At 43.8% G+C, this 22,672-nt stretch carries 29 protein-coding genes and 1 riboswitch; of the genes, 4 read left to right on the forward strand and 25 right to left on the reverse strand.

The annotated features are described in order from the left end of the window. From ACPW7N_RS08120 to ACPW7N_RS08190, 15 genes are all read right to left on the reverse strand, one after another. Positions 1 to 1,431 carry a TadA family conjugal transfer-associated ATPase gene (locus tag ACPW7N_RS08120; protein ID WP_425650550.1) on the reverse strand — a complete coding sequence of 477 codons (1,431 nt, stop codon included), beginning with the start codon at positions 1,429 to 1,431 and terminating at the stop codon, positions 1 to 3. Next, positions 1,428 to 2,279, reverse strand: a complete 852-nt coding sequence (locus tag ACPW7N_RS08125; protein WP_425650551.1) for a CpaE/TadZ family protein — start codon at positions 2,277 to 2,279, stop codon at positions 1,428 to 1,430. The genes ACPW7N_RS08120 and ACPW7N_RS08125 overlap by 4 nt, the downstream gene beginning before the upstream one ends. 17 nt (positions 2,280 to 2,296) lie before the next feature. Beyond that, positions 2,297 to 3,034 (reverse strand): Flp pilus assembly protein CpaB, encoded by a 738-nt coding sequence (gene cpaB / locus ACPW7N_RS08130; protein WP_425650552.1) that lies wholly within the window; start codon positions 3,032 to 3,034, stop codon positions 2,297 to 2,299. Between the two features lie 9 nt (positions 3,035 to 3,043). Continuing rightward, a complete protein-coding gene (locus tag ACPW7N_RS08135) occupies positions 3,044 to 3,961 on the reverse strand; it encodes a Tad domain-containing protein (RefSeq protein WP_425650553.1) in 918 nt (305 codons plus the stop codon). Between the two features lie 7 nt (positions 3,962 to 3,968). Continuing rightward, positions 3,969 to 4,352 (reverse strand): TadE/TadG family type IV pilus assembly protein, encoded by a 384-nt coding sequence (locus ACPW7N_RS08140; protein WP_425650554.1) that lies wholly within the window; start codon positions 4,350 to 4,352, stop codon positions 3,969 to 3,971. After that, positions 4,346 to 4,867 (reverse strand): A24 family peptidase, encoded by a 522-nt coding sequence (locus ACPW7N_RS08145; protein WP_425650555.1) that lies wholly within the window; start codon positions 4,865 to 4,867, stop codon positions 4,346 to 4,348. Before ACPW7N_RS08145 ends, ACPW7N_RS08140 begins: the two co-directional genes overlap by 7 nt. A gap of 113 nt (positions 4,868 to 4,980) precedes the next feature. After that, positions 4,981 to 5,172 (reverse strand): Flp family type IVb pilin, encoded by a 192-nt coding sequence (locus ACPW7N_RS08150; RefSeq protein WP_425650556.1) that lies wholly within the window; start codon positions 5,170 to 5,172, stop codon positions 4,981 to 4,983. 30 nt (positions 5,173 to 5,202) lie between these two features. Then, the gene (locus ACPW7N_RS08155; RefSeq protein ID WP_425650557.1) at positions 5,203 to 5,394 is read right to left on the reverse strand and encodes a Flp family type IVb pilin; all 192 of its coding nucleotides are present in this window, start codon (positions 5,392 to 5,394) and stop codon (positions 5,203 to 5,205) included. Positions 5,395 to 5,473: 79 nt separating this feature from the next. Beyond that, positions 5,474 to 5,665: a Flp family type IVb pilin gene (locus ACPW7N_RS08160; RefSeq protein WP_425650558.1), complete on the reverse strand. Its 192-nt coding sequence runs from the start codon at positions 5,663 to 5,665 to the stop codon at positions 5,474 to 5,476. Positions 5,666 to 5,685: 20 nt separating this feature from the next. After that, on the reverse strand, positions 5,686 to 6,027 hold the full coding sequence (locus tag ACPW7N_RS08165; RefSeq protein ID WP_425650559.1) for a DUF192 domain-containing protein: 342 nt from the start codon (positions 6,025 to 6,027) through the stop codon (positions 5,686 to 5,688). A gap of 87 nt (positions 6,028 to 6,114) precedes the next feature. After that, positions 6,115 to 6,211, reverse strand: a riboswitch (cyclic di-GMP riboswitch). A 376-nt stretch (positions 6,212 to 6,587) separates the two neighbouring features. Further along, complete coding sequence (locus ACPW7N_RS08170; RefSeq protein ID WP_425650560.1) at positions 6,588 to 7,121, reverse strand: hypothetical protein; 534 nt, start codon at positions 7,119 to 7,121, stop codon at positions 6,588 to 6,590. 64 nt (positions 7,122 to 7,185) lie between these two features. Continuing rightward, positions 7,186 to 8,277: a Y-family DNA polymerase gene (locus ACPW7N_RS08175; protein WP_425650561.1), complete on the reverse strand. Its 1,092-nt coding sequence runs from the start codon at positions 8,275 to 8,277 to the stop codon at positions 7,186 to 7,188. Positions 8,278 to 8,411: 134 nt separating this feature from the next. Beyond that, positions 8,412 to 9,644: an aminopeptidase gene (locus ACPW7N_RS08180; RefSeq protein WP_425650562.1), complete on the reverse strand. Its 1,233-nt coding sequence runs from the start codon at positions 9,642 to 9,644 to the stop codon at positions 8,412 to 8,414. Positions 9,645 to 9,688: 44 nt separating this feature from the next. Then, on the reverse strand, positions 9,689 to 10,294 hold the full coding sequence (locus ACPW7N_RS08185) for a hypothetical protein (RefSeq protein WP_425650563.1): 606 nt from the start codon (positions 10,292 to 10,294) through the stop codon (positions 9,689 to 9,691). Then, positions 10,284 to 11,555: an MFS transporter gene (locus ACPW7N_RS08190; RefSeq protein WP_425650564.1), complete on the reverse strand. Its 1,272-nt coding sequence runs from the start codon at positions 11,553 to 11,555 to the stop codon at positions 10,284 to 10,286. The genes ACPW7N_RS08185 and ACPW7N_RS08190 overlap by 11 nt, the downstream gene beginning before the upstream one ends. A gap of 216 nt (positions 11,556 to 11,771) precedes the next feature. On the opposite strand from ACPW7N_RS08190, the gene ACPW7N_RS08195 reads away from it, so the two are divergent. Beyond that, positions 11,772 to 12,302: an SRPBCC family protein gene (locus ACPW7N_RS08195; RefSeq protein WP_425650565.1), complete on the forward strand. Its 531-nt coding sequence runs from the start codon at positions 11,772 to 11,774 to the stop codon at positions 12,300 to 12,302. A gap of 40 nt (positions 12,303 to 12,342) precedes the next feature. Here the strand turns inward: ACPW7N_RS08195 and ACPW7N_RS08200 are convergent, their stop codons facing one another. The 3 genes from ACPW7N_RS08200 to ACPW7N_RS08210 are packed head-to-tail and all read right to left on the reverse strand — an operon-like array spanning position 12,343 to position 14,176. Beyond that, positions 12,343 to 12,984 (reverse strand): histidine phosphatase family protein, encoded by a 642-nt coding sequence (locus ACPW7N_RS08200; RefSeq protein ID WP_425650566.1) that lies wholly within the window; start codon positions 12,982 to 12,984, stop codon positions 12,343 to 12,345. An 18-nt stretch (positions 12,985 to 13,002) separates the two neighbouring features. Continuing rightward, a complete protein-coding gene (locus ACPW7N_RS08205; RefSeq protein ID WP_425650567.1) occupies positions 13,003 to 13,437 on the reverse strand; it encodes a GNAT family N-acetyltransferase in 435 nt (144 codons plus the stop codon). Positions 13,438 to 13,468: 31 nt separating this feature from the next. Beyond that, the gene (locus tag ACPW7N_RS08210; protein WP_425650568.1) at positions 13,469 to 14,176 is read right to left on the reverse strand and encodes a DNA alkylation repair protein; all 708 of its coding nucleotides are present in this window, start codon (positions 14,174 to 14,176) and stop codon (positions 13,469 to 13,471) included. Between the two features lie 141 nt (positions 14,177 to 14,317). On the opposite strand from ACPW7N_RS08210, the gene ACPW7N_RS08215 reads away from it, so the two are divergent. Beyond that, positions 14,318 to 15,472: a PQQ-dependent sugar dehydrogenase gene (locus tag ACPW7N_RS08215; protein WP_425650569.1), complete on the forward strand. Its 1,155-nt coding sequence runs from the start codon at positions 14,318 to 14,320 to the stop codon at positions 15,470 to 15,472. Here the strand turns inward: ACPW7N_RS08215 and ACPW7N_RS08220 are convergent. Next, positions 15,447 to 15,917 carry a DMT family transporter gene (locus ACPW7N_RS08220; RefSeq protein ID WP_425650570.1) on the reverse strand — a complete coding sequence of 157 codons (471 nt, stop codon included), beginning with the start codon at positions 15,915 to 15,917 and terminating at the stop codon, positions 15,447 to 15,449. The two genes, ACPW7N_RS08215 and ACPW7N_RS08220, sit on opposite strands and share 26 nt — an antisense overlap. 17 nt (positions 15,918 to 15,934) lie before the next feature. After that, a complete protein-coding gene (locus ACPW7N_RS08225; protein ID WP_425650571.1) occupies positions 15,935 to 16,357 on the reverse strand; it encodes a DMT family transporter in 423 nt (140 codons plus the stop codon). Positions 16,358 to 16,477: 120 nt separating this feature from the next. Here ACPW7N_RS08225 and yeiL point away from each other — a divergent pair, with 120 nt between their 5' ends. Further along, positions 16,478 to 17,155, forward strand: coding sequence for a transcriptional regulator YeiL (gene yeiL / locus ACPW7N_RS08230; protein ID WP_425650572.1), 678 nt, complete (start codon positions 16,478 to 16,480; stop codon positions 17,153 to 17,155). A gap of 106 nt (positions 17,156 to 17,261) precedes the next feature. Then, on the forward strand, positions 17,262 to 18,356 hold the full coding sequence (gene hisC, locus ACPW7N_RS08235) for a histidinol-phosphate transaminase (RefSeq protein ID WP_425650573.1): 1,095 nt from the start codon (positions 17,262 to 17,264) through the stop codon (positions 18,354 to 18,356). Between the two features lie 78 nt (positions 18,357 to 18,434). On the opposite strand, the gene ACPW7N_RS08240 is transcribed toward hisC, so the two are convergent. The 5 genes from ACPW7N_RS08240 to ACPW7N_RS08260 form a co-directional block, all read right to left on the reverse strand. Beyond that, positions 18,435 to 19,097 carry a PspA/IM30 family protein gene (locus ACPW7N_RS08240; RefSeq protein ID WP_425650574.1) on the reverse strand — a complete coding sequence of 221 codons (663 nt, stop codon included), beginning with the start codon at positions 19,095 to 19,097 and terminating at the stop codon, positions 18,435 to 18,437. A gap of 1 nt (position 19,098) precedes the next feature. Beyond that, the gene (locus ACPW7N_RS08245) at positions 19,099 to 19,587 is read right to left on the reverse strand and encodes a hypothetical protein (RefSeq protein ID WP_425650575.1); all 489 of its coding nucleotides are present in this window, start codon (positions 19,585 to 19,587) and stop codon (positions 19,099 to 19,101) included. 115 nt (positions 19,588 to 19,702) lie between these two features. Then, positions 19,703 to 21,379: an S-layer homology domain-containing protein gene (locus ACPW7N_RS08250; RefSeq protein WP_425650576.1), complete on the reverse strand. Its 1,677-nt coding sequence runs from the start codon at positions 21,377 to 21,379 to the stop codon at positions 19,703 to 19,705. Between the two features lie 79 nt (positions 21,380 to 21,458). Further along, positions 21,459 to 21,980, reverse strand: coding sequence for a mismatch-specific DNA-glycosylase (locus tag ACPW7N_RS08255; RefSeq protein ID WP_425650577.1), 522 nt, complete (start codon positions 21,978 to 21,980; stop codon positions 21,459 to 21,461). Beyond that, a complete protein-coding gene (locus ACPW7N_RS08260; protein WP_425650578.1) occupies positions 21,981 to 22,442 on the reverse strand; it encodes a VOC family protein in 462 nt (153 codons plus the stop codon). Between the last annotated feature and the right edge of the window lie 230 nt (positions 22,443 to 22,672).

A 22,672-nucleotide genomic window follows, 5' to 3' on the forward strand; every position in this document is an offset into this window, starting at 1 on the left:
CTACCATTCCTCCTCTTCGATAAAGACGCTTGTCGGTATCTGGATGCCGGAAGACTCGAGTCGTTCATAAAACTTCGGACGTACTCCGGTAGGAACCAGCTTGCCTATGATTTTCCCCTGACTGTCTACCCCTTGCTGATTAAAAGAGAAAATATCTTGCAAGACGATGACATCGCCTTCTAATCCTTGCACTTCCGTGATATTGACAATTTTGCGAGTTCCGTCCTTGAGACGGGATTGTTGAATGATGACATCTACCGCACCAGCAATTTGTTCACGAATCGCTTTGACGGGCAGCTCGACACCAGCCATTAGAACCATTGTTTCGAGACGGGAGATCATATCTCTCGGGCTGTTGGAGTGACCTGTAGCAAGTGAACCGTCATGACCGGTGTTCATCGCTTGCAGCATATCGAGTGCCTCACCGCCACGTACCTCCCCGATTACAATGCGGTCTGGTCTCATCCGCAGGGCATTTCGTACCAGGTCTCGGATGGTGATTCCGCCTTTTCCTTCAATATTAGGCGGGCGAGATTCCAGAGAGACAACGTGATCTTGCCCCAGTTGCAATTCGGCAGCATCTTCTATGGTTAATATCCGTTCATCGTTCGGAATGAAATTGGACAGAACATTCAAGGTTGTCGTTTTACCAGACCCCGTCCCACCACTGACAAAAATGTTCAAATGGGCTTTTACACACGCGTCCAAAAAAGTTGCCATCTCTTTGGTCAGTGTGCCGAAACCAATCAAATCTTCGATGGTAAACGGATCTTTGGAGAATTTACGTATCGTCACCGTTGGGCCATTCAATGCGAGTGGCGGAATAATGGCGTTTACACGAGAACCGTCCGGCAGCCTCGCATCCACCATGGGACTGCTTTCATCAATTCTTCGACCAATAGGTGCTACGATTTTCTCGATGATGTTCATGACATGCTCATTATCCCGGAATTGGATGTTCGTCAATTCAATTTTACCGCTGCGCTCAATGTAGACCTGATTCGGGCCATTTACCATGACTTCCGATACTTCTTCATCTAGTAAGAGCGGATTGATCGGCCCAAAGCCAGTCAAGTCATTGATTAATTCATCGACAACCCGTTTTCGATCGATCTTCCCTCGGAACGATTCGTTTTCTTTGATAATATCGATGGCAAGTGCATCCAGCTTGGGGATAATCTCTTCAACATTGTCATCTTTTAATTCGTTCAGGATGCGTTTATGCATCAGATTTTTCAGTTCCTGATGCTTGTCATTGGGTGCCGAGCGGACTTTGGGCTTGGGGGATGTCTCCTGTCTTTTGGACTCCCTATACGTGCTGATTAAATCTTTCTTCGGCGCTCTATCAACAAAATCGTCCTCATTTTCTATCAGGTTAGGGTCTGTTTGTTTCTCTTGATGCTTGGCTTGTATTTTATTGAGCAGACTCATGTGGTTCCCTCCTTAACCCGTTTCTTGCTGAATAGTTTGGAAAAGATGGAAGGGGATTTGGGCTTGATTAAGGTAATTTCTCTGCGGGAGGACAACTGTTCTGCCAACTTGTAAATGGACTTGGCCAATTCGGTTTTCGCTTGATTAATGACAAACGGGATTCCAATATTTAACGATTGAGAGGCGATGGTGAAATCATTGGGAATAAAGATCGGCTCTTCTTCCCCCAAAATATCGGGTACATCTGCCGCCTGAATGACACTTTCCATCGTTGAACGGTTAATAATGATTCGGGCTTTCTCACGCAGTCCCAACATATCGAGGGTTTCGAGCATCAGCTTCGTATTCTTCAACGTTGCCATCTCCAAATTGGTAACGACCAGAATCTGATCCGCCTTTTCAATAATTCCCAGTGTCCGCTCCTGCAAGCCGACACCCGTATCTACGACTACATAATCATGTTGCAACAAAAGCAAATCCATCACTTGCCGCAACATTTGATCAGTTACCAGGTCTGCATATTCCGGTCGTTCTGGAGCCGCAAGAACCTTTACCCCGCTTTCATGGGTACTGAGGTAACTGGCAAGACTGAATTCATCGAGACGATCAATTTCTTCCACGACATCTTTTATCGTAAAAGTAGAATGTAAATCCATCGCTAAACTGACATCACCGAATTGGAAATCACCATCTACTACGCCGATTTGAATATTTTTCTTGCAGAGTGCTACCGCCAGATTGACACTGAGCAACGTTCTACCAACGCCACCTTTGGCACTGCAGACAGCAATCATTTCACCTCTTTTACTTTTCTTAGTATCGTTTATTTCCTGTTGATTGCTCGTCATGGGTATTCCCTCCTTCCCTATTTGCGGGTGGTTGGTTGACTCGGAGTGGAACTGGTCGCAGGTGTCGCCTTAGGAACCGCTCTCTTCACAGACGGCGTTACTCGAGTATGGAGGGACAATTGAATGTTTCCTCGCTCTGCTGAATTGATCAGTTTCACTGCATCATTTGGCTGCAGCTCTAGCGTTACTGCACTGTATTCCACATACTCTTCTGTACCCGTTGTCTCTACAATTCGGCGTCCAATAGCCAGCACACGTACATTGGATAAAATCTGTTCTGTTCTTACACGGGTTTCATTGCCTTCTTTGTAATGTTCACTAAATACGACATCCACGGTGTCTTCTGGCTCAATCAGGTTGGAGACGGATTGCACGATGTTGACTCCGACCGAAACAGCCCGAAAGCCATCTTTTACTTTTCTGGAGACAAACAAATTTTCTTCTGCCTGTGTTTTCACATGATGGCTGAGGAGTGTCTCTCCCGTCTCCAAATCAGCCGTTGCGAACTTTCCATTGATATCTCCCAAACTACGAATTGCATTTGGATGCAATCCTTTCTCTGGTACTTTGACAACCTTCACCGTACCATTGCTCAGCTTTTCATTTTCCTTGATAGGTTGCCCTGCCACTACGACATCCACCATACTGTCATTTATGAGTGCTTCCTGATCGTATTGCTTCATGTATTGAAAGAAGAGGAACGTTGTTATTCCACCCATAACTAATGCTACAAAGAGGATAATTTTGGATCTCATAGTTTCCACCTACTCTGTTAGTCTGATGCTAAATGCACCGTGTGCAACACTGTCTGGTTTCGTGAATCCTGTTCCGGCACGTTTGATGAACATTCCTGTGATGGCCGTATCCGTTGCGCTCATCGGATCCGTAATGTAGAAATAAGCAAAGCCTTTTACCCGAACGCTTTTTAATTGTTTGTCCGGGTCACCCAACGCCTCATAGACAGGAATCAAAATCACTCGTGAACAATCCCGATCATTTACATCACGAGGGTTTTCCGAGCACCCATTTACACGCTCACGCACCACTGTCCTTGTCTTACCTGCTATATTTCCTGTTTGTGTATCCAGCACGTCGCCTACTTTGATTTCATTTTGGTACCCGTGACGCAGATTTTCTTCATAGGTTTCTGAACCCGTGCCACCTAAGGCAAGGACTCCGAAGTAACCTTGATCAACATCCGTCTGATCAACCTTCAATTTATACTCTTTGAAATACTCCAACTCGATTGATTCATCTATACCCAAGGGAGCTGCCCCTTTGGCTCGACCCATCACTCCCAGTTCAGCCGCTGCATGTGCCGAAACAGGTGCGGTCTCTCTCCCGAATAGTCGTGAGAAGGTTAATGGTACCTGCTTTTCCAGATCAATGGAAACTTTATCTTCCATACTCACTACAATGTCTTGCAAACTATCTTCTTCTTCGTGCTCTCTTAAAATGGTTTGTATTACTTCATTTACTTTTAATTCTGTATTGGTCAGTTCCTGTGCACCTGAAAGTACAGCGGCATTGGCGGTTTTTTGCAGTTTTGCCCTGTTTAACATGAGATTGCCTCCATCGATGACAAGCCCAACCATTGTCAGAAGTGCCACCATGGACAGCGATATGAGAAGAACCGCATTTCCTTCTTCCTGTTTTAGGAGACCTTTGAAAAATGAAATCATCGATTACTCACTCCACCCTGATCGTAGAATTGGCTGATAGAATGATAGGTGAGGGAAAAAGCTTGGATAAAACCGGTGTCATCAATTCCACCGGATACACAAGAGTGACAGTGACATATCCCCCTGGCGTTCTTGTTTCTTGTGTAGGACTCACTTGAACCTGTAATAAATCGGTCTCGCCAATATGAACATAGTTTCGGGCGAATGAAATGATTTCTGCATCTGGTTTACCCAGGCCACCCAGACGAACTGTCTCCTGTGAAGCCATTTGCAGGTGAACATAGGAGTAGAACACTCTGCCGAAGTCAAAAATTCCGGCCAGTAATAGAAGCATAACTGGCAGAAGGAGTGCCATTTCGACCATGGACTGCCCCTGTTCATCCTTTACCATAAGTACTCCATCCCCTTTGCATACAAGGTAATTAAGGCACCTCCCACAATAGCTACACCGTACGGATAAGTTGTCGCAAGAGCGCTTTTGTCCGTGCGAAAAGGCAAGATCCAACCATTGCGGATACACCAGAAATTAATAATCAAGGAACGAATACTGTTTCCGATCCCTCGTTTCACCATCAGTATGAGTAATGCGATGAGTCCACCGAGCAATGCCATGTATATGGCCGTAGTAACTACAAATATAGTCCCTTTGAATGCTCCGATTAATGCCAGCAGCTTTACGTCGCCTGCACCCATACCACCTAATAAATACGGAATGAGCAAGAGTAGTAATCCGATGGCAAATCCACCGACAGAAAAGCCCAGTCCAGCCCATCCATCTGAGAAAAAATGAATGATAAGTGCAAGAATAATGCCTGGAAAAACGACTTTATTATAAATTTTGCGATTCGCTACGTCGGTGATAAAACAGATACAAAGAATCAAAAGGAGTGCTCCGTTAAGCAACATGCTGATTTCCTCCTGGATCCCCTATCCGAACCCCCTGGTTAAAAGAGAGGCCCTACGTTCATCACGCAAGGCCACCATCTTTTGCCCTCTGTATGGAAGGGTATCAATAATTGCTATACTTGTGGGCCGTCACCATCACGACTGATTAGTGCATTCGTTATGTTACTGAACATTTCGACAACTTCAGTACGCAAGCTGCCTAATGCAATCAAAGCCGCTATGGAGAGAAAACCAAGCACAATTCCGTACTCTGTCATCCCTTGTCCATGCTCGTCCATGAACAAACGTTGCAATGATGCAAGCATGGGTATCACTCGCTTTCTGATCGAGGTTTACTACGGTGTTCCGCCACCATCTTCACGGTTGGTTACCAAAGTAACTACGTTGTTGTACATTTCCATAATTTCTCCACGAAGCGTTGCGAGTGCTCCGACAACTGCCACTGCGATAATTCCAAGTACGAGTCCGTATTCTGTCATACCTTGTCCGTGTTCTTCTACCAATAGGCCCTTGAATTTGTTCATCATGAGTAAACTCTCCTTTAAGTAGTCGATTTTAGGTGAATTGAAGTAAGTTGATCGTTGGCAGTTTTTTGCGTTTTAGAGTTTACGGTGTTCCGCCACCATCTTCACGGTTTGTTACTAGAGTAACTACGTTGTTGTACATCTCGATAATTTCTCCACGAAGCGTTGCAAGTGCTCCAACTACTGCCACTGCAATAATGCCGAGTACTAGCCCGTACTCTGTCATACCTTGACCTTGTTCTTCTACAAGCAAACCTTTGAATTTGTTCATCATGACTTTCTCTCCTTATCCATTCATGGTCGTAGTTGGACGAAATGTCCGATTTGAGTTTCTGTTTGACGAGCTGCTCCTGCTGGAAGTTCGATAACAGACACTGCATCTGCATAGATTGGGCCAACTTTTCCCGGACGAAGTTGCTCATCAATCGCAACGATTTTCAAGTCGGCATTCAGATACAGTACATCAATGGAATAATTCATGAAAAACGTGTGCACCGATCGGCAGGGTCGAATATGCAGAGCGCAACCTGTCGGCAATTCTTTCGTGAACATTAACCCTTTCAACCTTCCTAGGAAGGTGTAGGCTTGTCCGATCTGACTAGCCAGAATTTGATTGTTCGACAGATTGATCAGCATGTGGTGTGCACCTCCTTTTAGACATAGAGTAACCCCGCCTATACCGAAAGCGGGGTTGCTAGTAGATATATTCTACACCCGTAATCTTTCGGTAACTGGCTGGCATAGTGTCAGGCTTCTCCTAAACACCTTAGCCCCTTTAGCTTTGCGTCACTGATTTTCATCAGCTTTGCCTTTATCGAGATTCAGCGAGTGTTGCCGTGTCGACTGATCTCTTGGCTTCATTCTACGTCCTAGCATATTATTCGACATCGTTCTCTTAGCTTAAATTTCGAACCCATGAAAATCTCTCCAATGATCTAGTTTAGATATAATAAAAAATTTTTAATCAGGATTTTACTTTGTGAAAATTGGATAAATTTAGCATTTCCAATAGATATATTTACCTACCTCAGGCTATTGGAGCATCTTTCTTTCTCTTAGGCTGGATTTTATCATTTTTCAGTAAAGATAGTCTTCGCCACCTAGCATTTTTTAGCCATGGGACCTCAACAAAAAAAGGCAGTGGGAAAGTGATTCTGAAGTACTCCCCCACTACCTACCTGCCTATTTACCAAGTGCTATTGTATTTTTGGATGAAAGGTACGAAACAATAATTGTTCATTTCCTTTCTCTTCAACCCATCTTACACGCTCAGCGATCATCTCCATGACTGCTTCCAGATCTTGTTCCTTATCGCATGGAAAATGAAACGAATAAGCAAGTACACATTTTTGTTCGTTGACCAAGAATTGCTCGAGAACATACTCTTCTGCATCTTCCAGCACTCTACGTCTCGTATCCATTGTAGACACTACACAATAGAGACCATCCCACTCTGCACGCACATATGTCGTTGTTACCTGCACGTGCAAGCTTTGTTTTATTCCGGTTCGACTGACCTTCACAGAATCTTCACGATAAAAACCAATGCCAGAAGGAAGCTGATCCAGTAGTCCAAATGGGAATCCCGATGGTAAATCCTCTGCCTTCAACCCTGAGATTAATCGACCTGGGAGTAGGTACACTCCCTCTTGGTCACGAAGCAACTTTTCACCCAGTACAAAGATGTCTTGGGACCCACTCTCCTGATTATTTGCGATTTGGACGAACATATCCGCACCCCCTGATTGCAGTATGTACTACTTCTGCACCACTCAAACAGGAAAGCAACCGCCACTATAGCATTTTATGAAAGTCATCCAAAGTGAGTTGTTCATAAACAACATCCTCAATATTGGATAAACGAACCCCAAAAAGGAACAAAGGAATCTCCCAAAGGTTCTCCGTATACAGTTTTTGAACGATTTCATTCATCTCTTCTGCTGAGTCAGTCGGCTTGGGCAATGTGAAGCTTTTTGAAAATGAGCTGCCGTTTCGCTCCTTCTTATAGACAATCGAAATGGTTTTCGCCTTTCGTGATTTCGCTTTGAGTCGCTTTACCAGTTGCTCAATCAATGTTTCTGCCAACTTCAAATGAGCATCGGGGTCGGAAATCGCTTCCCGAAAGGTAGACTCCTTCCCGATTGTCTTGTCCCCCTTCTCCCGTTCTGTATTAATTCGACTGGAAGAAATACCATTGGCCGAACGAACAAGCATTTCCCCTCGTGAACCCAGCAGGTTTTTCATTAGTAGGAGATTAGCCTTTGCTAGATCACCAATGGTGTGAATGTCCATCTTGTTCAGTTTTTCGGCTGTTTTCTTCCCGCACCCATGCAACTTGTCGATGGGCTGCGGATAATAAAACGTACAGAATTTCTTGATGCCCATCTCGACATATCCATACGGTTTTTTGACCTCAGAAGCCATTTTCGCAATGATTCGGTTCGGCCCAATCCCGATGGAGCAGGGTATACGAATTTTATTCCATAATGTCCGTTGAATATACCTGGCGATCGCCAATGCTGTCTCGCCCTCATTGATGCGAGCCGTGATATCGACATAAGCCTCATCGATTGAAGCAACTTCTGTATCCCCAATCAACCGGAGGAAAGACATAATTTTACTCGAATAGCTACTGTATAACGGATGATTTCTCGGTACTACTATCGCATCCGGGCAAAGCTTTAGTGCTTCGTAGACGGACATTGTCGTGTAGACACCACGTTGTTTCGCCTCATAGCTCGCCGCAATAACCAGCCCCTGAGTGGGTCTGTTCAACACTCCACCGACGATTACCGGTTTATTACGGAGTTGTGAATCCTCACTCTGATGACAGCTTGCAAAAAAACTATTCATATCTGCAAGTAATATCGTGCGTTGCTCTTCCATCTGACTTCAAGCACTCCCTTCAAAGGAAGAAAAGAAAAGCTTCTATTGAAGCCCTTTCGAAGCGGCAGTCGAATCCTTCTTTAGCGATGCTCCGGTAAATTTAGTGCATTAAGGCACTAAACTTACCTCTACGTTTAGAATACCCACTGCCCCTTGCGGAAGATCGGTTCGACAACACCCTCTGCCGTCACACCATCAACATCCATTTCTTCTGATCCGATCATAAAATCACAATGAACCAGGCTGGAATTGATTCCTGTTGCTTTGACCGCTTCTGGTGTCAAGTCTCTTCCGTTCTCCAGACAAATGGTGTAGGCATCTCCAATCGCCAAGTGACAGGAAGCATTTTCATCGATCAGGCTGTTGTAGAAAATGCGATTCATCAATGAAATCGGAGAATTATGCGGGACCAAAGCGACCTCTCCCAAATATCTTGCACCTTCATCTGTATCCACTAATTGTAGAAGCGTCTCGTACCCAGTTTTCGCTGAGAACTCGATAATACGACCATCCCGGAATGTAAAAGAGAAGTCTGAAATGAGGACTCCATTGTAGCTTAACGGTTTTGAGCTGCGAACTGTCCCATTTACTCCATTTTTCAAGGGAACCGTAAACACTTCTTCTGTGGGCATATTGGCCATGAACAGTGTTCCTGTTTCGCTAATACTTCCCCCTCCAGTCCATAGATGCTCGGGAGGAAGTTCAATCTGGAGGTCAGTACCTGGTGCACGGTATTGAAGGAGGCGATACTTTTTCTTATTTAAGTAATCAGCCTTCGCAGTTAAGAATTGGTGATGATCTTTCCATGCCTGCACCGGGTTTTCCTGATCAAGCCGTACCATATTGAATATAGCATTCCACATGGCATCCATTTGCTTCGATTCGTCTAATTCAGGAAAAACCATCGCTGCCCATGCTGGTGTAGGGATTGCGATTAAGGACCAGCATACCCGATCAGACATGATCTTGCTGCGAAAATTGGATACAGCTTCTTTGTATGCTTTGCTGGCATTGGCTATGCGAACAGGGTCAATCCCCTCGAGTAGTTTGGGGTCAGTCGCCCGGATGTGAAGGAAAGCAGCTCCTTGTTCTGCCAATTCTTCGTATCCGTTTGCTTTCCATTGTGGATACTCAGTAAACGATTCATCCGGTGCAAGCTCGTACGTCAAACGGGTTAACTCATCATCATACCAATCAATATGTACGTGTTTAGCTCCCGCCTGGTAGGCGTACTTGGCAATCAATCGTGCAAATTTGACATGAGCGATGGGTACAGTCAACATCAGTGACTGCCCCGGCTGAATATTCACACCTACCTGAACAGCCAGTTTGGCATATCGATCAAGCATTTGTTCAAAGTTTTTCATGGTTGTCTCCTTTATTATGGATTAGCTGAAATGTTCAACAGGATTTAATCTCTTTTTAATTCATAGGAAGTGACTTTTTCATGAGCGTCAAACCAGATGACCAGCCATTCACTATCGATTCGCACAAGGCCTCGTTCTGGCCCCAGATAGTAAACGATGTTGTTATCTTCTTTAAAGTACTCCCAAGCTTTTGTCTCTCCTAACAATTGAATGACTTCTTTTTTATGAAGGCCAATCAGATGATGTTTTGCCAGCATGTCATCTACCATATACACTCTCATGTCGTGCTGCGTTTGCCAACGAATCGGATCAAAGGTTGTTTCAACCTCGTTTTTTCCAAGGACAACCAACAACAAAACGACAGGAATCAGCCCCAAGATGGAGACCATTCTTATTCGTTTTCTTGCTGCTTGTCGTTCTTCTACTGTTTTGCCTTTCCATAGTACCCAAAGCAAACTGAGCAAAAAAAGATAAGGCAAGATCGTCGCCGGAACACTGATCAAGCTAAATGATGAGTGAACGATTCCGACAAAAACGAAATATCCTGCAAAAAGCACAGCATAAAACAGCAAGTAAAGAAAGAAAAACACTCGGAGTAGACCAGTGATGATTTGCCGTTTATCTAACTGCTTAGACCCACTAAGATTCACTATTTACCCCCTTGTCCTGGGTTTTCGGCTCCTTGCGAAATAAAATATAAAACAGACTCGATACAATGCAATACATCGTCGCAGTCAGGCTGAAAGCATAGGCATATCCCCAGTACGATCCGTAGGTATGAACCAGATAGGTACTGACCGGAGCAACCATAAACCAACCCAGGTTAAATGCCGCATCCCCTGCACTGTTTGCGAGTCCACGCATGGAACGATCCACTCGTGCCATCTTGATCGACGTATGAAATGGATTAGCTGCATTCATCAGGGCCTGCCGGAACAGAAACCCTCCACAAGCCACATAAAAATTCATCGTAAAAGCCGTCAGCAACAAAAAAGGAATGGACGAAAGCTGGAGGACAATGACAGCCTTCACTTCTCCCAGTTTCCGGGCAATAGCAGGACCGATCAGGTATGCAATGGCAGTTGCCGCTTGGCCCAGTGAGACGATCAAGCCGATCGATGTTTTGGATGCGTCAAATCGATCCGCAAAATACACATTTAAATAAGGAACGATCAATCCGCCAGCAGAGCTGGTCATTAGCGCCAACAGTGTAAACCAGCCAATCGTCTTCAATGACTCTCGATGTGTTTTGAAAAGAGTGAGAATTGGTTGAGTCTCCTGTTTTTCAATTGCATCCCCCGTGGATTGACCAAACATCGTCACCGGGACTATCCCAATGGCAGCTATTCCGACTCCGACGAGCAAGGTTATCCGCAGGCTATCTACTTCTGTGAAGCCAAAACCAATATTCAGCAAATCCGTGAGTGCTCCACCGCCTACATTGCCCAGAAAGTTGGCAATCATCATGAGGGCCATATTAAAGCTGAACAAATGGACACGTTGATCCAACTTTGAATTTTCCGCCAGAAAAGGAACCCCGGTAACGGTAAGCAAGGCCAGGAACAATCCGCTCACAAATGCCGTCGTAGCCAAGCCCGATTCACTCGTCACAACGGCCCGAAAACCAAGCGTAATCGTTGCGAACACCAGACCGACCAAGGCCACACGTTTCGGCCCCAACCGATCGCTCAGTAATCCGGCAGGCACCAAACTGATCGCAGAAGCCAGAGCAGTCATCGCAACCACATTCCCGACCGCTGCCTGCTCATAACCCAATGCTTTAATATACAAGTTGTAAATCACTCCGAACACACCATATCCTGTGTTCCAAAGCAGGTTAAAGATGAAAAACAGCTTAATATTTCGATTGTATCCATGTAAATTGTGTTTCCATTCATTTATTATCGGCACAGATGAGACCACCATTCTTGAAGCATAAATAATGTTAAGTATTTCTATAGTATATCAACTATTCTGAAATCAGCCTATTTTAATTAAAATTTTCTTTTTCGGTTAACTATTTTGCCAAACTAGTGATCGGTTGCAATTTATTGTAAGCGATTTGCATTTTGAGTATAGTAAGACATGAGTATGTAAGTATTTCCGAACAGCCAAGGAGGAATCAATTTGACGGAACACAATACTGCATTCAACAACACATCAAACGAGAAACAAGGCGAATTTGTCATCACTCGCACCTTTGATGCACCTCGTGAACTTGTCTTCAGGGCGTGGACAGATGCTGAGAATTTGAAGCAATGGTGGGGCCCAAAAGGCTTCTCAATAATCATTGCTGCATTTGACCTTCGTCCGGACGGCGTTTTTCATTATCATTTGCAGTCACCAGATGGGCTTGAATTGTGGGGCAAGTTTGTTTATCGTGAAATTACTGCACCAGAAAAACTGGTTTATGTCAGTTCTTTCTCGGACAAGGAAGCCAACATCGTTGGTTCTCCGTTCAGCCCTACTTGGCCGTTGGAGGTTCTCAATACATTGACGTTGGTTGAACGAGACAACAAGACGATTCTCACTTTGAAAGGGTATCCTTTAAACGCAAACAAAGACGAGCTCAAAACCTTTGTGGACATGCATGCAAGTATGCAGCAAGGCTTTTCTGGAACATTTGATCAGCTAGAAGATTTTTTGGCGAAAGCTTAGGCACAGTTGCATCCGATTAATAGATAAAGAAGAAACACCATCACGACTGGTCGATGGTGTTTCTTTCGTGAGATGAATCTCCGTAGAGAATCACCTTTGGAGCTTCTGGGTCTGAAAAATCAATGTGGCTTAAACTGGCACCGTATAAAAACGGACCTTCCCACAATTTTTCGAGAGCAGTCTTTTCATAGAAAGCCAAGATAAGCTTGATCACAACAGCATGGGAGACAAGCAATATGGACTTCCCGTAGTTCTCCTGAACAATCCTTTTGACTACAGTGAGCACCCTTTGTTCAACATCGGAAAACGTTTCTCCACCATTGAATGGCTCAAACAAATGCGGATTGTTCCAGAAATGGTTGTATTGAGATGCATTTGGTTCATCGTTCGATTGAATTTCATGGTAGGTCATCCCCTCCCATCGGCCAAAACTCATCTCTTGCAGATTTGCATCCAAAATGATAGGGATGTCTCTTTCCCCTTTAATTAGTTGAGAGGTTTGCACAGCTCGTCCACTTGTACTGGAATAGATGACATCCAGTGGATGGGTGTGAAGTCTTTGTCCCAACCTTTTCGCTTGTTCTTCGCCATGCTTCGTTAACGCAGAATCCAAGCGTCCTTGCATTCTTTTTTGGGCATTCCACTCGGTTTCTCCATGACGAGTCAGGTATAATTGAGTCATAAATACCTCCCAAACAATCTACTCTAGCTTCTTTGTCAAATAGTAATGGGTAAACCCTTCTGGAAAATTTTCATGTGTACCAAAAATCTCAAACCCTTGCGATTGATAAAACTGGGGAGCTTGAAAGCTGAACGTATCGAGAGTGATTAGCGTGCATCCTTTGCTTCGTGCAACCTCTTCTGCAGTATCTAGCAACTTTTTGCCGTACCCTTTTCCTCTCAAACTTTCATCTACCCATAAAATATCGATACGCAAATGATTCCAATAGATCATACCTGTTAAGCCACCGAAAATTTCACCGTTATCGCCCTTGATTAACAGTCCCACCGATTCGACAGGAGTCTTGCTTAATTCTGGTGATACTTTTGAGTTATTAAACTCTATCAATTTATTTCGAATATAAGTACTCTCTTCTGGATCACATTCATGAGTAATCACTAATTCTTTGTCCATGATTTCCTCCCCCATTGTTTCAGTATAGCTATTAACAGATACAAGTCTTTCTTTTTGAGCCGATTTTCCCTCTTGCTTCGATTTTTTTAATATATTCCGTGGCCAGTGGTACTTTACAGGCGGTATTACCAACATTGACATGGACTTTTCCGATTCGCTCTGCTACTTCAGTCGCTCTTTCATGCAAATCGACTACATACGCAGCAACAGAAATTACAAAGTTATTCATAGTGTATCGCACACGATTTCTTTCCTGATGGATGGTTTGCTCCACCTGATCCAGAAGCACTCGAATCTCACCCAAGTCCAGTTTTTCGTCTGGTGTAATCGATAGATAATTTGAATAGGTGCTCCAGCCACATGTCGCAATGATTTCATCCTCTGATTGGATCCATTCACGAGCCAATTCAATTGCGAAGGTGCTCTCCGCAGCGACGCTTGCTACCGTATACTCCGCAAGCATGTACCAATAGGCTTTTTTCACCCAGTCCTGAAGAATTTCTTTGGTCATTTTCTTCGGATCAACAGAGAGTCCTGCCAGGTACATGGCATCGTGATTCCCTGTTTGATACAAGGCAAGCGCTAATTCCTGATCCTTTTTCACAAACTTCACCAGTTTTTTCAGATCGCCCACTCTTACTCCAAAAAACGGCTCTGTAGCTCCGTGATTGAAAAACGTTTTTTTCGTCTGTTCCGATCCCAGCTCTTTCAGTTTTTGCATCACTTCATCTACGGTCATGTTCACACCTGCTTGGGAAATTTTAGTATTATTGTAACATACTTATCCTCATGTACCATCTTTCCAGACAAAGACTATTTTTTGCCACTTCAAAAATGTCAATAGTAGGTGTAGGGATAATCCAAAAGGAGTTGAATCAGTTTGAGCAGATTTTTGGTTGTGTTGCTACTGTTATTATCTGGTGTGAGCACTGGTTGCAATACTGAAGCATCCATGGAAAAGCCACTAAATGGTTCATTCGATCAAGCACCTGCGCAACAACCGCTCGTTTTACCGAATGAAAAGATTCCATTCACACCACAAGTTGTGGCTACTAACCTCGATGTGCCTTGGGAAATGGCGTTTTCACCAGATGGTCGTATCTTTTTTACACAGAGACCAGGAACAATCAAGGTGATTCAAGCTGGAAAAGTGCTTCCGCAACCTGTTATCAGCTTTCCCTCGCCATTTGTCAGTGAAGGAGAAGGTGGCTTGTTGGGACTTGCACTTGACCCTGATTTTGCACAAAACCACTATATGTATGCCTACCACAGCTATATCGATCAAGGAATAATCTACAATCGTGTCCTCCGCCTCCGTGAACAAAATAACCGGTCATCCATCGATAAAGTACTCCTTGATCGAATCCCCGGAAGTACGATTCACAACGGCGGAAGGCTAAAAATCGGTCCAGACCAGCGTTTGTATATTACTACTGGAGATTCAGGGAACTCTGGTTTGGCACAGAATTTATCAAGTCTTGCTGGAAAAATTCTTCGGCTGAATCTGGACGGCACAATTCCTGAAGATAATCCGTTTCCAAACTCGCAAGTCTACAGTTATGGTCATCGAAATCCTCAAGGATTGGCCTGGAGTAATCGTACAGGTAATCTTTACAGCTCAGAGCACGGTTCCCAAGCACACGATGAAATCAATCTGATTAAAGCCGGCGCCAATTACGGATGGCCGATTATAAGAGGAACAGAAAAACGTCCTGGTATGGAATCCCCACTTGTAGAAAGCGGCACTACTACATGGGCACCTTCAGGAATGACATTCGCTAGCAAAGGAGTTTGGCAGGATCAACTGTTAGTAGGCAATTTACGAGGAGAACAGGTGCTGAAAATCCAATTTGTCAGTGGAAAAGAACCTTCCATTCAGTCTATCCATTCATTCTACCAAGACACGCTTGGTCGAATCAGAGACGTCGTGGAAGGCCCAGATGGTTCACTTTATCTGCTTACAAACAATCGGGACGGACGAGGGCAAATCATGCAAGGCGATGACAAGATTATCCGGTTGGTGCCTGAGAGGTAGCTTTTACTTGCTTGGTTGCACGATTATCGATCATGAAGTTATAGAATAGCCCACTCAGAATCAGCAGTCCGCCAACGATTTTTCCTGTTGTAACCTCATTCCCAGCGAAATAATCGATTACCACACTGGTCGATAGTTGACCAATAAAGATCAGGAGTGTCGAGTAGACTGCGGGGATGGTTGGAATCAAGATATTGGAGATGACAACAATCATCACCCCTACTCCACCACCGATAAAAGCCCACATCGGAACATTGCCAAACAATCCAAGATTCACTGATTCGGTACCACTGGCAATAATCCACACAATTACAGAACAGATCAATCCGACAATATAGTTAATTAACGTCCCTTGAAACACACCGATTTGTTTTGCCAGATTTGAATTGATAATAAAGGACATGATTACGAGTACGCCCGTTAAGAGAGCCATTGCGATATACATCAAGTTCTCCCTCCTTCTTAGAACATCACCATGGAAAATATTCCTGCTGCTACCAAAGACATGCCAAAGAGCTTTTGGTTATTAAACTTGTTCTGCTTCATCCCAAACAGCCCAAAGTGGTCGATGATTCCCGAAGCAACTGATTGCCCAAATAAACCTAAAGCAACCGTCAGCGATACACCCAGATGAACAAAGTTAAGGTTGTTAAACAAAACCATACCGACACCCAATGCCCCGGCAAGATAGAGATAAAATGGTGTGCTTCTCGTTAGTTTGACTTTGGACTTTGTCACAAGCAACAAGCAGATCACAACGGCCAGACCTACCATATGGATGATTACAATGGATAAATAGTAGCCTACGTAACTGGCTAACACTCCATTGAAAGTGATCATGCAGGTTATTAAAAAACCGATAAATGCAGCATAAACCTTATTCATATTGTCCTCCTCACTTCAAAATCAGTAATTTGACACTAACACAACTTCTTCAACATCAATTAGGACATATGTCATATAATGAAACCCAGATCACTCGTTAGCGAAGGAGGGCCCTCGTCTTTGATCGAAGTAAAAGATGCAAGAAAAATCTCTCATTATGTAACCAAATTGAGAATCGATGAGTTTTTACATGCGAATCTACTCGAACACATCAAACTGTTTCTCTATAAAAAGTGTGAACATATCTGTCGCTCGGATGAGAATCTGGAGTACCTTTTTTTCCTGATCGAAGGAAAGGCAAAGGTGTATTTAACATTAAAAAATGGCAAGTCGTTGCTCATTCAGTTCTACAAGCCATTAAAAGTCATTGGAGATATCGAATTCCTTTACATGAACCACGCCAATTCCAATATTCAGGTCATCGAAGATACGTATTGTCTGGCGATTCCTATGGATATCATCCGGAAACAGATGATCGATGATCCTGCCTTCTTGCGCTTTATGTGCTTAAGCCTTGGAGACAAGCTTTTTCGTCTGTCAAAGATCAGCTCGATAAATCTTTTGTACCCATTGGAGAATCGGTTAGCCAGCTATATCCTTGCTCACGATGATCCCAGTCACGAAAGTTTTACTGACAGCTTAACCGAAGTTTCTGAGCTGTTAGGAACGAGTTATCGTCATCTGCTACGGACGTTTGTGAACCTGGAGAAGCAAGGCGCCATTCGGAAGACGAGAAAATCTGTTGAAATCCTGGATAGGGGCATGTTGGAGAAATTAGCCGAGGAATTATATGAGTAAGAGGTTTTTCCCAAATTTGGCTCGTTTGTGATGGGTCTCACAACAATGAGTAAGAATTATTCTTATCATGGTCATAGCTATTTTAAATCACAAGGAGTTGAAAGTCGTGTTGGATACCGTTCAGGCGAGAAGCGCCATCGTTGCTCTCCCACCACAATTTCCTGGTCTGGCAGACGTTCCCATTCAAGATATCAAGCAAATGGTCGGATTAAAAGAAGTTTACAAGCTGTCCTGCAATGAAAATCCAAGCGGCCCATCCCCCAAAGCCATTACAGCAATGACTGAAGTGATTGGGTCCATGAATCTGTATCCCGATGCTACAGCACGAGCACTTAGAGGAATGATCGGGCGAAAAGTGAACCTTGACCCTCGCCATGTCGTACTATCTACTGGAGCAGAAGGTGGATTTCAGCTAGTGGCAGAAACATTTCTGGAAGCAGGAGATGAAGTGATCATTCCAGAGCTCACCACCAACTGGTACAAACGCTTTACCCTTTCCATGGGTGCTGTTCCAATCATGGTTCCGCTTGCCGAGATGTCCATCGATTTTTCTGCAATACGAGAGCGAGTGACCGAACAAACCAAGATCATCGTCTTGCCGAATCCGTTTGATCCCACAGGAACATACTTTACCGAGGTGCAATTGACTCGCTTCTTGGAAAGTCTCCCATCGTCAGTCATCGTGGCAGTGGATGAATCCTATGGAGAGTATGCTACGGCTGCTGATTATTCGTCCGCAGCGTCACTGGTAGAAAAGCATCCTCAAATACTTGTAATCCGAACCTTTTCCAAAGCGTATGGACTGGCAGGTGCACGCATTGGTTATCTGGTCACTTCTCTGGATATCGTCGGATTTATTAATCGGATCCGTACACCGTACCAAATTAGTTCAGTAGCTCAGGCAGGAGCATTAGCAAGCTTGCAGGATGAGGAATATCTGAAAAAATGTGTCGAATGGAATGAGCGGGGAAAACAATACCTCTACGAACAGCTAAAAGAATTAAACATCACCTATACCCCTTCCCAAGCCAATTTTGTCCTCCTGGATACGGGGCGCAATGCAAGTGAGCTGTTTAATCTGCTTGCCAGAAAAGGCGTCGTAGTGCGTACAGTGGAAGGTGCTCCGACATTTCTTCGTGTTTCAGTTGGTACACAAGAAGCCCTTGAGCACTTTGTAGCTGCAATGAAAGATTTATTATGAATTGGCTTCGACACTCGAAATAGGAATACCCCAGACGACGAATCGTTTGGGGTATTTTTTCCTTTTAGCTGTATGTTCTTATTGTTCGTTTGTGCTCTTCGCCTCTTTTAGTCGATTCAACTCTTCTTCCACTTCTCCACTTACAGCATGATCGACATAATAGTTAGTAGAAGATTTCAATCGTTGAGCTGCCTCTAATCTAGCTTCCAGAAATAGCACACGATCTTCCACAATGGCAAATTCCTTTGCGACATCTTCTGGTGAAAAAGAATGAATGGTATGAGAAATTTCTCTTACTGACTTAGCGACATTGGCTCTGGACACCAGCAACAGCCTTTTATGTTTCCAGTCCTCAAGCGTACCAGAAAGCTGAACCAATTTTTCTTGCAGTTGTGTGGTATGATTCTGAATCACATCGAATTGTTCCTGATAAATGGTTTTCTTCTTCTCTTGCAGGATCTTCTCCTGTAAGGCAATTTTGGCAACCTGTTCATCTTGCAGTTCAACCGCAAGCGCTGCCTGACGTTCCCGTTTGGCGATTACTTGCTCTGCATCTAGTATCAATGCCCTTTGTTTGTTTTCCAGAAAAAGCTGAGTTGCCAGCGCCTGTTGCCCTTTCTCAATCTCTTTTTCCAGATCGCGAATAGAACGATTCAAGCTTTGCGTCGGGTTTTCCAATTGATCAAGTAATTCGTGTGTATTCGATGATACAATGTTTTTTACTCGGTTCCAGATTCCCATATTATTTGTCCTCCTTTAATTGGGTGTTCTCTTTTTCCCATTGGTCTAAGAATGTTGCATTTGTTCCAGTTTGGCTTGGAATTTGAACGGCTGAAAGTGATTCCAAAGCAAAGTTGCTTCCCGCATGTTTCTGTTTTCTTTTCTTAAACCACGCAATAGCGAGAACCAGCAAACCTCCCCAGAATGCAATGGTTAGAAGGGAGCCTAGCCAAAATCCACCCCTATGACCTTTTCCAGCGAAATGGTGTTCTCGCCCATCAGGTTGCTTCCTGATCTGATGTTTACCATCGTGCATTTGGCCTCTAATTTCCATTCGTGGACTTACTTGATCCATACCACTATGAAACTTTTGCTGAAGTTGGCTAAATTCACCCGTCATTTGTTTCATATAAGGATGCCCACTGCCGTAAAACATGGTTGCCTTTACAGCTCCAACGATAAGAATTGCTATTACTAGGAACAGCAAACCCTTAATCCATTTTGATTTCATCTACCAAAACCTCCTTTGTTTTGCTTATGAAGGAAGTTTACGAGAGAATAGTGAAAGTTTGATGAAAATAGAAAAAGCCTCGCACATGGCGAGGCAAACTTCTTGTTCAGGCAAATCAATTTGTTTCTGTATTATTTGAAGGATCATCAGTTGGGATTTCTGTATCCTCAACTGTGTCATCTGATGTAAGAATTCGGTAGAGAACAGCCGCAACCTCATCTCTTCTTGCGTTATCGAGTGGTGCAAAACGGTTTCCCGTACGTCCGTTTATCAACTGATGCTTCACTGCTGTTTGTACATAAGGCAAAGCCCAGGAAGCGATTTGATTTTTGTCAGAGTACTGAACAGGGTCTTTTTCCAACGGAAGCTGAAGAGCACGGACGAGAATCGTAATCATTTCAGCACGATTGACATTTTGATTTGGTCGGATCGTATTGTCGCTGTATCCTTTAAGCAAGCCAGCCTTCACGGCAGTTTGCATGGATTCGCTCGCCCAGCCAGGAATTTGAGCTTTATCTCTGAAATTCATATTCATCGTTTGTGGCTCAATGCCGAGCGCAGTTACAGTCATTTTCACAAATTCAGCACGTGTAATATTGTTTTGTGGTCGGAAGGTATTATCTTCATATCCATCGGTTATTCCCATTAGACGTAAACCTGTAATCTCTTCATATGCCCAATGCTCAGTTGCCACGTCAGCAAAATCTTCGACTGTCGGAGCAGTCATCATCGCCACAAGCATGGTCAACGGGCTTTGTTCTGAAAAAGATGACGCTAAATCCGGATTTTCTGCCAGCTCGCTTGTTGTGATGATATCTTCATCTGCAGGTACAGTATAGTTTACTTCTTGATTGTAGTTCCAGAACTGATGGTCAACATGAAGCGAAACTTCCAGTGGTTTTTCGCCCAAGTCCATTGGAATGATATCTGTAGGAACCTTCAGTTGTACCTTGGTTTGATCTTGAACAATCTCTTTTTCAGCAGAAATCCAGTACGTCATGGAGAGGTTCCCGTCCCAGCCATCAGATTTCAACTGAGTAATATCAAGCTGGCGAAGATGCTCTGCCCACGTCTTCAACTGTGTTTTCAACTCAGCAATATCAGTAGGCTCTGCCGGTGATGCTTGATCCATTGAACGGATGAACGTCTCTAATTGCGGGAAATCGTGAATGCTGTCAAGAATAGCAGCAACCGTTTCAATCGCCTCGCTCATGTTCATATCAATGGAAACCGGTGTTGCATTTACTTTCGTACCATTTGGTAAAGTTACTTCTTCCACTGGCTGAACCTTTACATTTTTCAATGGAAGATTCACTTGCTTGATGAAGTCAAGAACGAGCTTTTCCAATTCTTTTTGGGTTTCTTCGGTAGATGTGTTTTGCTCATCCAGTGATTTCTCCATATCAAAACCGAGAAATTTCTCGTCAACACTTGACTTGACGGCTAACTTGCCATCATGAACAAACAGGTCAAATTTCGGCTCTTGCTCACTAGACCATAAATCCGATCCCATGATCAGAGCAGGGTTTTTGAAAGAAATCTCAGAATGCATTTCTTGTTTGTTCTTTTGCTGGGATTGAACGATGATCCCTTCCTTGAGCAGGGCCAGTACCAATTTGGTTTGTTCGTCCAGCTTATCTGTAGGGACATTCGTATCCAAGCGAATGGTAGATGTAGATTCGACAGATGTTATGTCAGCACTTTTGTCAAACGCTTCTTTTAACAGAGCTGCATCCGGGGAACAGCCTGTCACAACAAGAAGCGCACAAAGCATTACGAGTAGCTTGCGCATATTTTCTCCTCTCTCCTTGTGAAAAATCATACAAGTGCGAGTATAGTAAAATAAGCTCCTACCCGTCCAGCAGTAACTTTTACCTCTGTTGAACAGAACTTCCTATGATCGGTAGCAATCCCCGATAAATATCTACTACATCTGACATCGCCATACGAACCAAGCCACTGCTGGAAGGGGCAACGAACTCCACTACACCTTCCACAACAGGGTTCTCTTGCACTCCCCACGGGATATTTTTGCGCAAGCTATACTGTTCATAAACTCCTTTGCCAACAAAACAGACCGTCTGAGGCTTGTGGGTCTCAATCTTGCTTCTCAGTTCTTTTCTCCCCTGCTCGTATTCTTCTTTGGTGATTTCAGCAGCCTCTTTGGTCGGCCGTGCCACAATATTTGTGAAGCCGTATCCTAACTCAATCAATGTCGTGTCTTCTTCCGGTCGATACAAGCGTGGAGTAAGTCCCGCTTGATGTAAAATTCGATAAAAACGATTATTGGGATTCGCATAGTGATGACCTGTTTCACTTGAGCGAATACTGGGGTTGAAGCCAACAAACAGGATTTTCAAGTTCGATTGAAGACGATCCGGAATCGGCCTCATTTACTTTCCCTCCAGAAGATACTCCCATTCATCAAAAGACAACGTATTCGTAATTTTTTTAAATTCATCAGGAACTTCTACATAGCACATTAATTCCAAACTGTTCCCATCGGGGTCATTAAAATATACGGAAGCATTCCCTTGATATGGTCGAATGAATGGCTCTACAGAACTTCTGTTGCCAAAAGGAACTGCTTCAACCTGAATCGATGATAACCATTTTAGGGATTCCTTTAGATCTTCATACGTTACGCGAAATGCAATATGTCGTAAAGAAGGATGGTATGGAGTTTGATGTTCATTTCCTTCCCAGAGGCCGACCCAACTCTTTCCTTCTTCAATCCAAAAGAAAGCCGTTTTCTCATCACTCCAGGCAAGTTTTAACCCTAGTTTTTTATAAAATTCTATGGAAACGTCCAAATTCTTTACTGGTAAATGTGCTTCATACAATCCTTTTATCATTTCAACATCGCCCTTCCTGAATAACATGTAATCCCAAATACTATTATCACTGAATAATTATATTTTCTTCAATAAGAGAACTTGATTCGACATGGCATAACAACCCGCTTCTTCCAGCTCACAGATCTAACTGCGAAAAGATCATCGTTGTACTGTGACTGGTGCGATCACCAATCATACCTGTGAAAAAAGGCAACACGCGTGCGCAAATCAATGTGGTGGTCAGCACC

The organism is Brevibacillus nigriterrae, assembly GCF_049846925.1.
Classification (GTDB): Bacteria; Bacillota; Bacilli; order Brevibacillales; family Brevibacillaceae; genus Brevibacillus_H.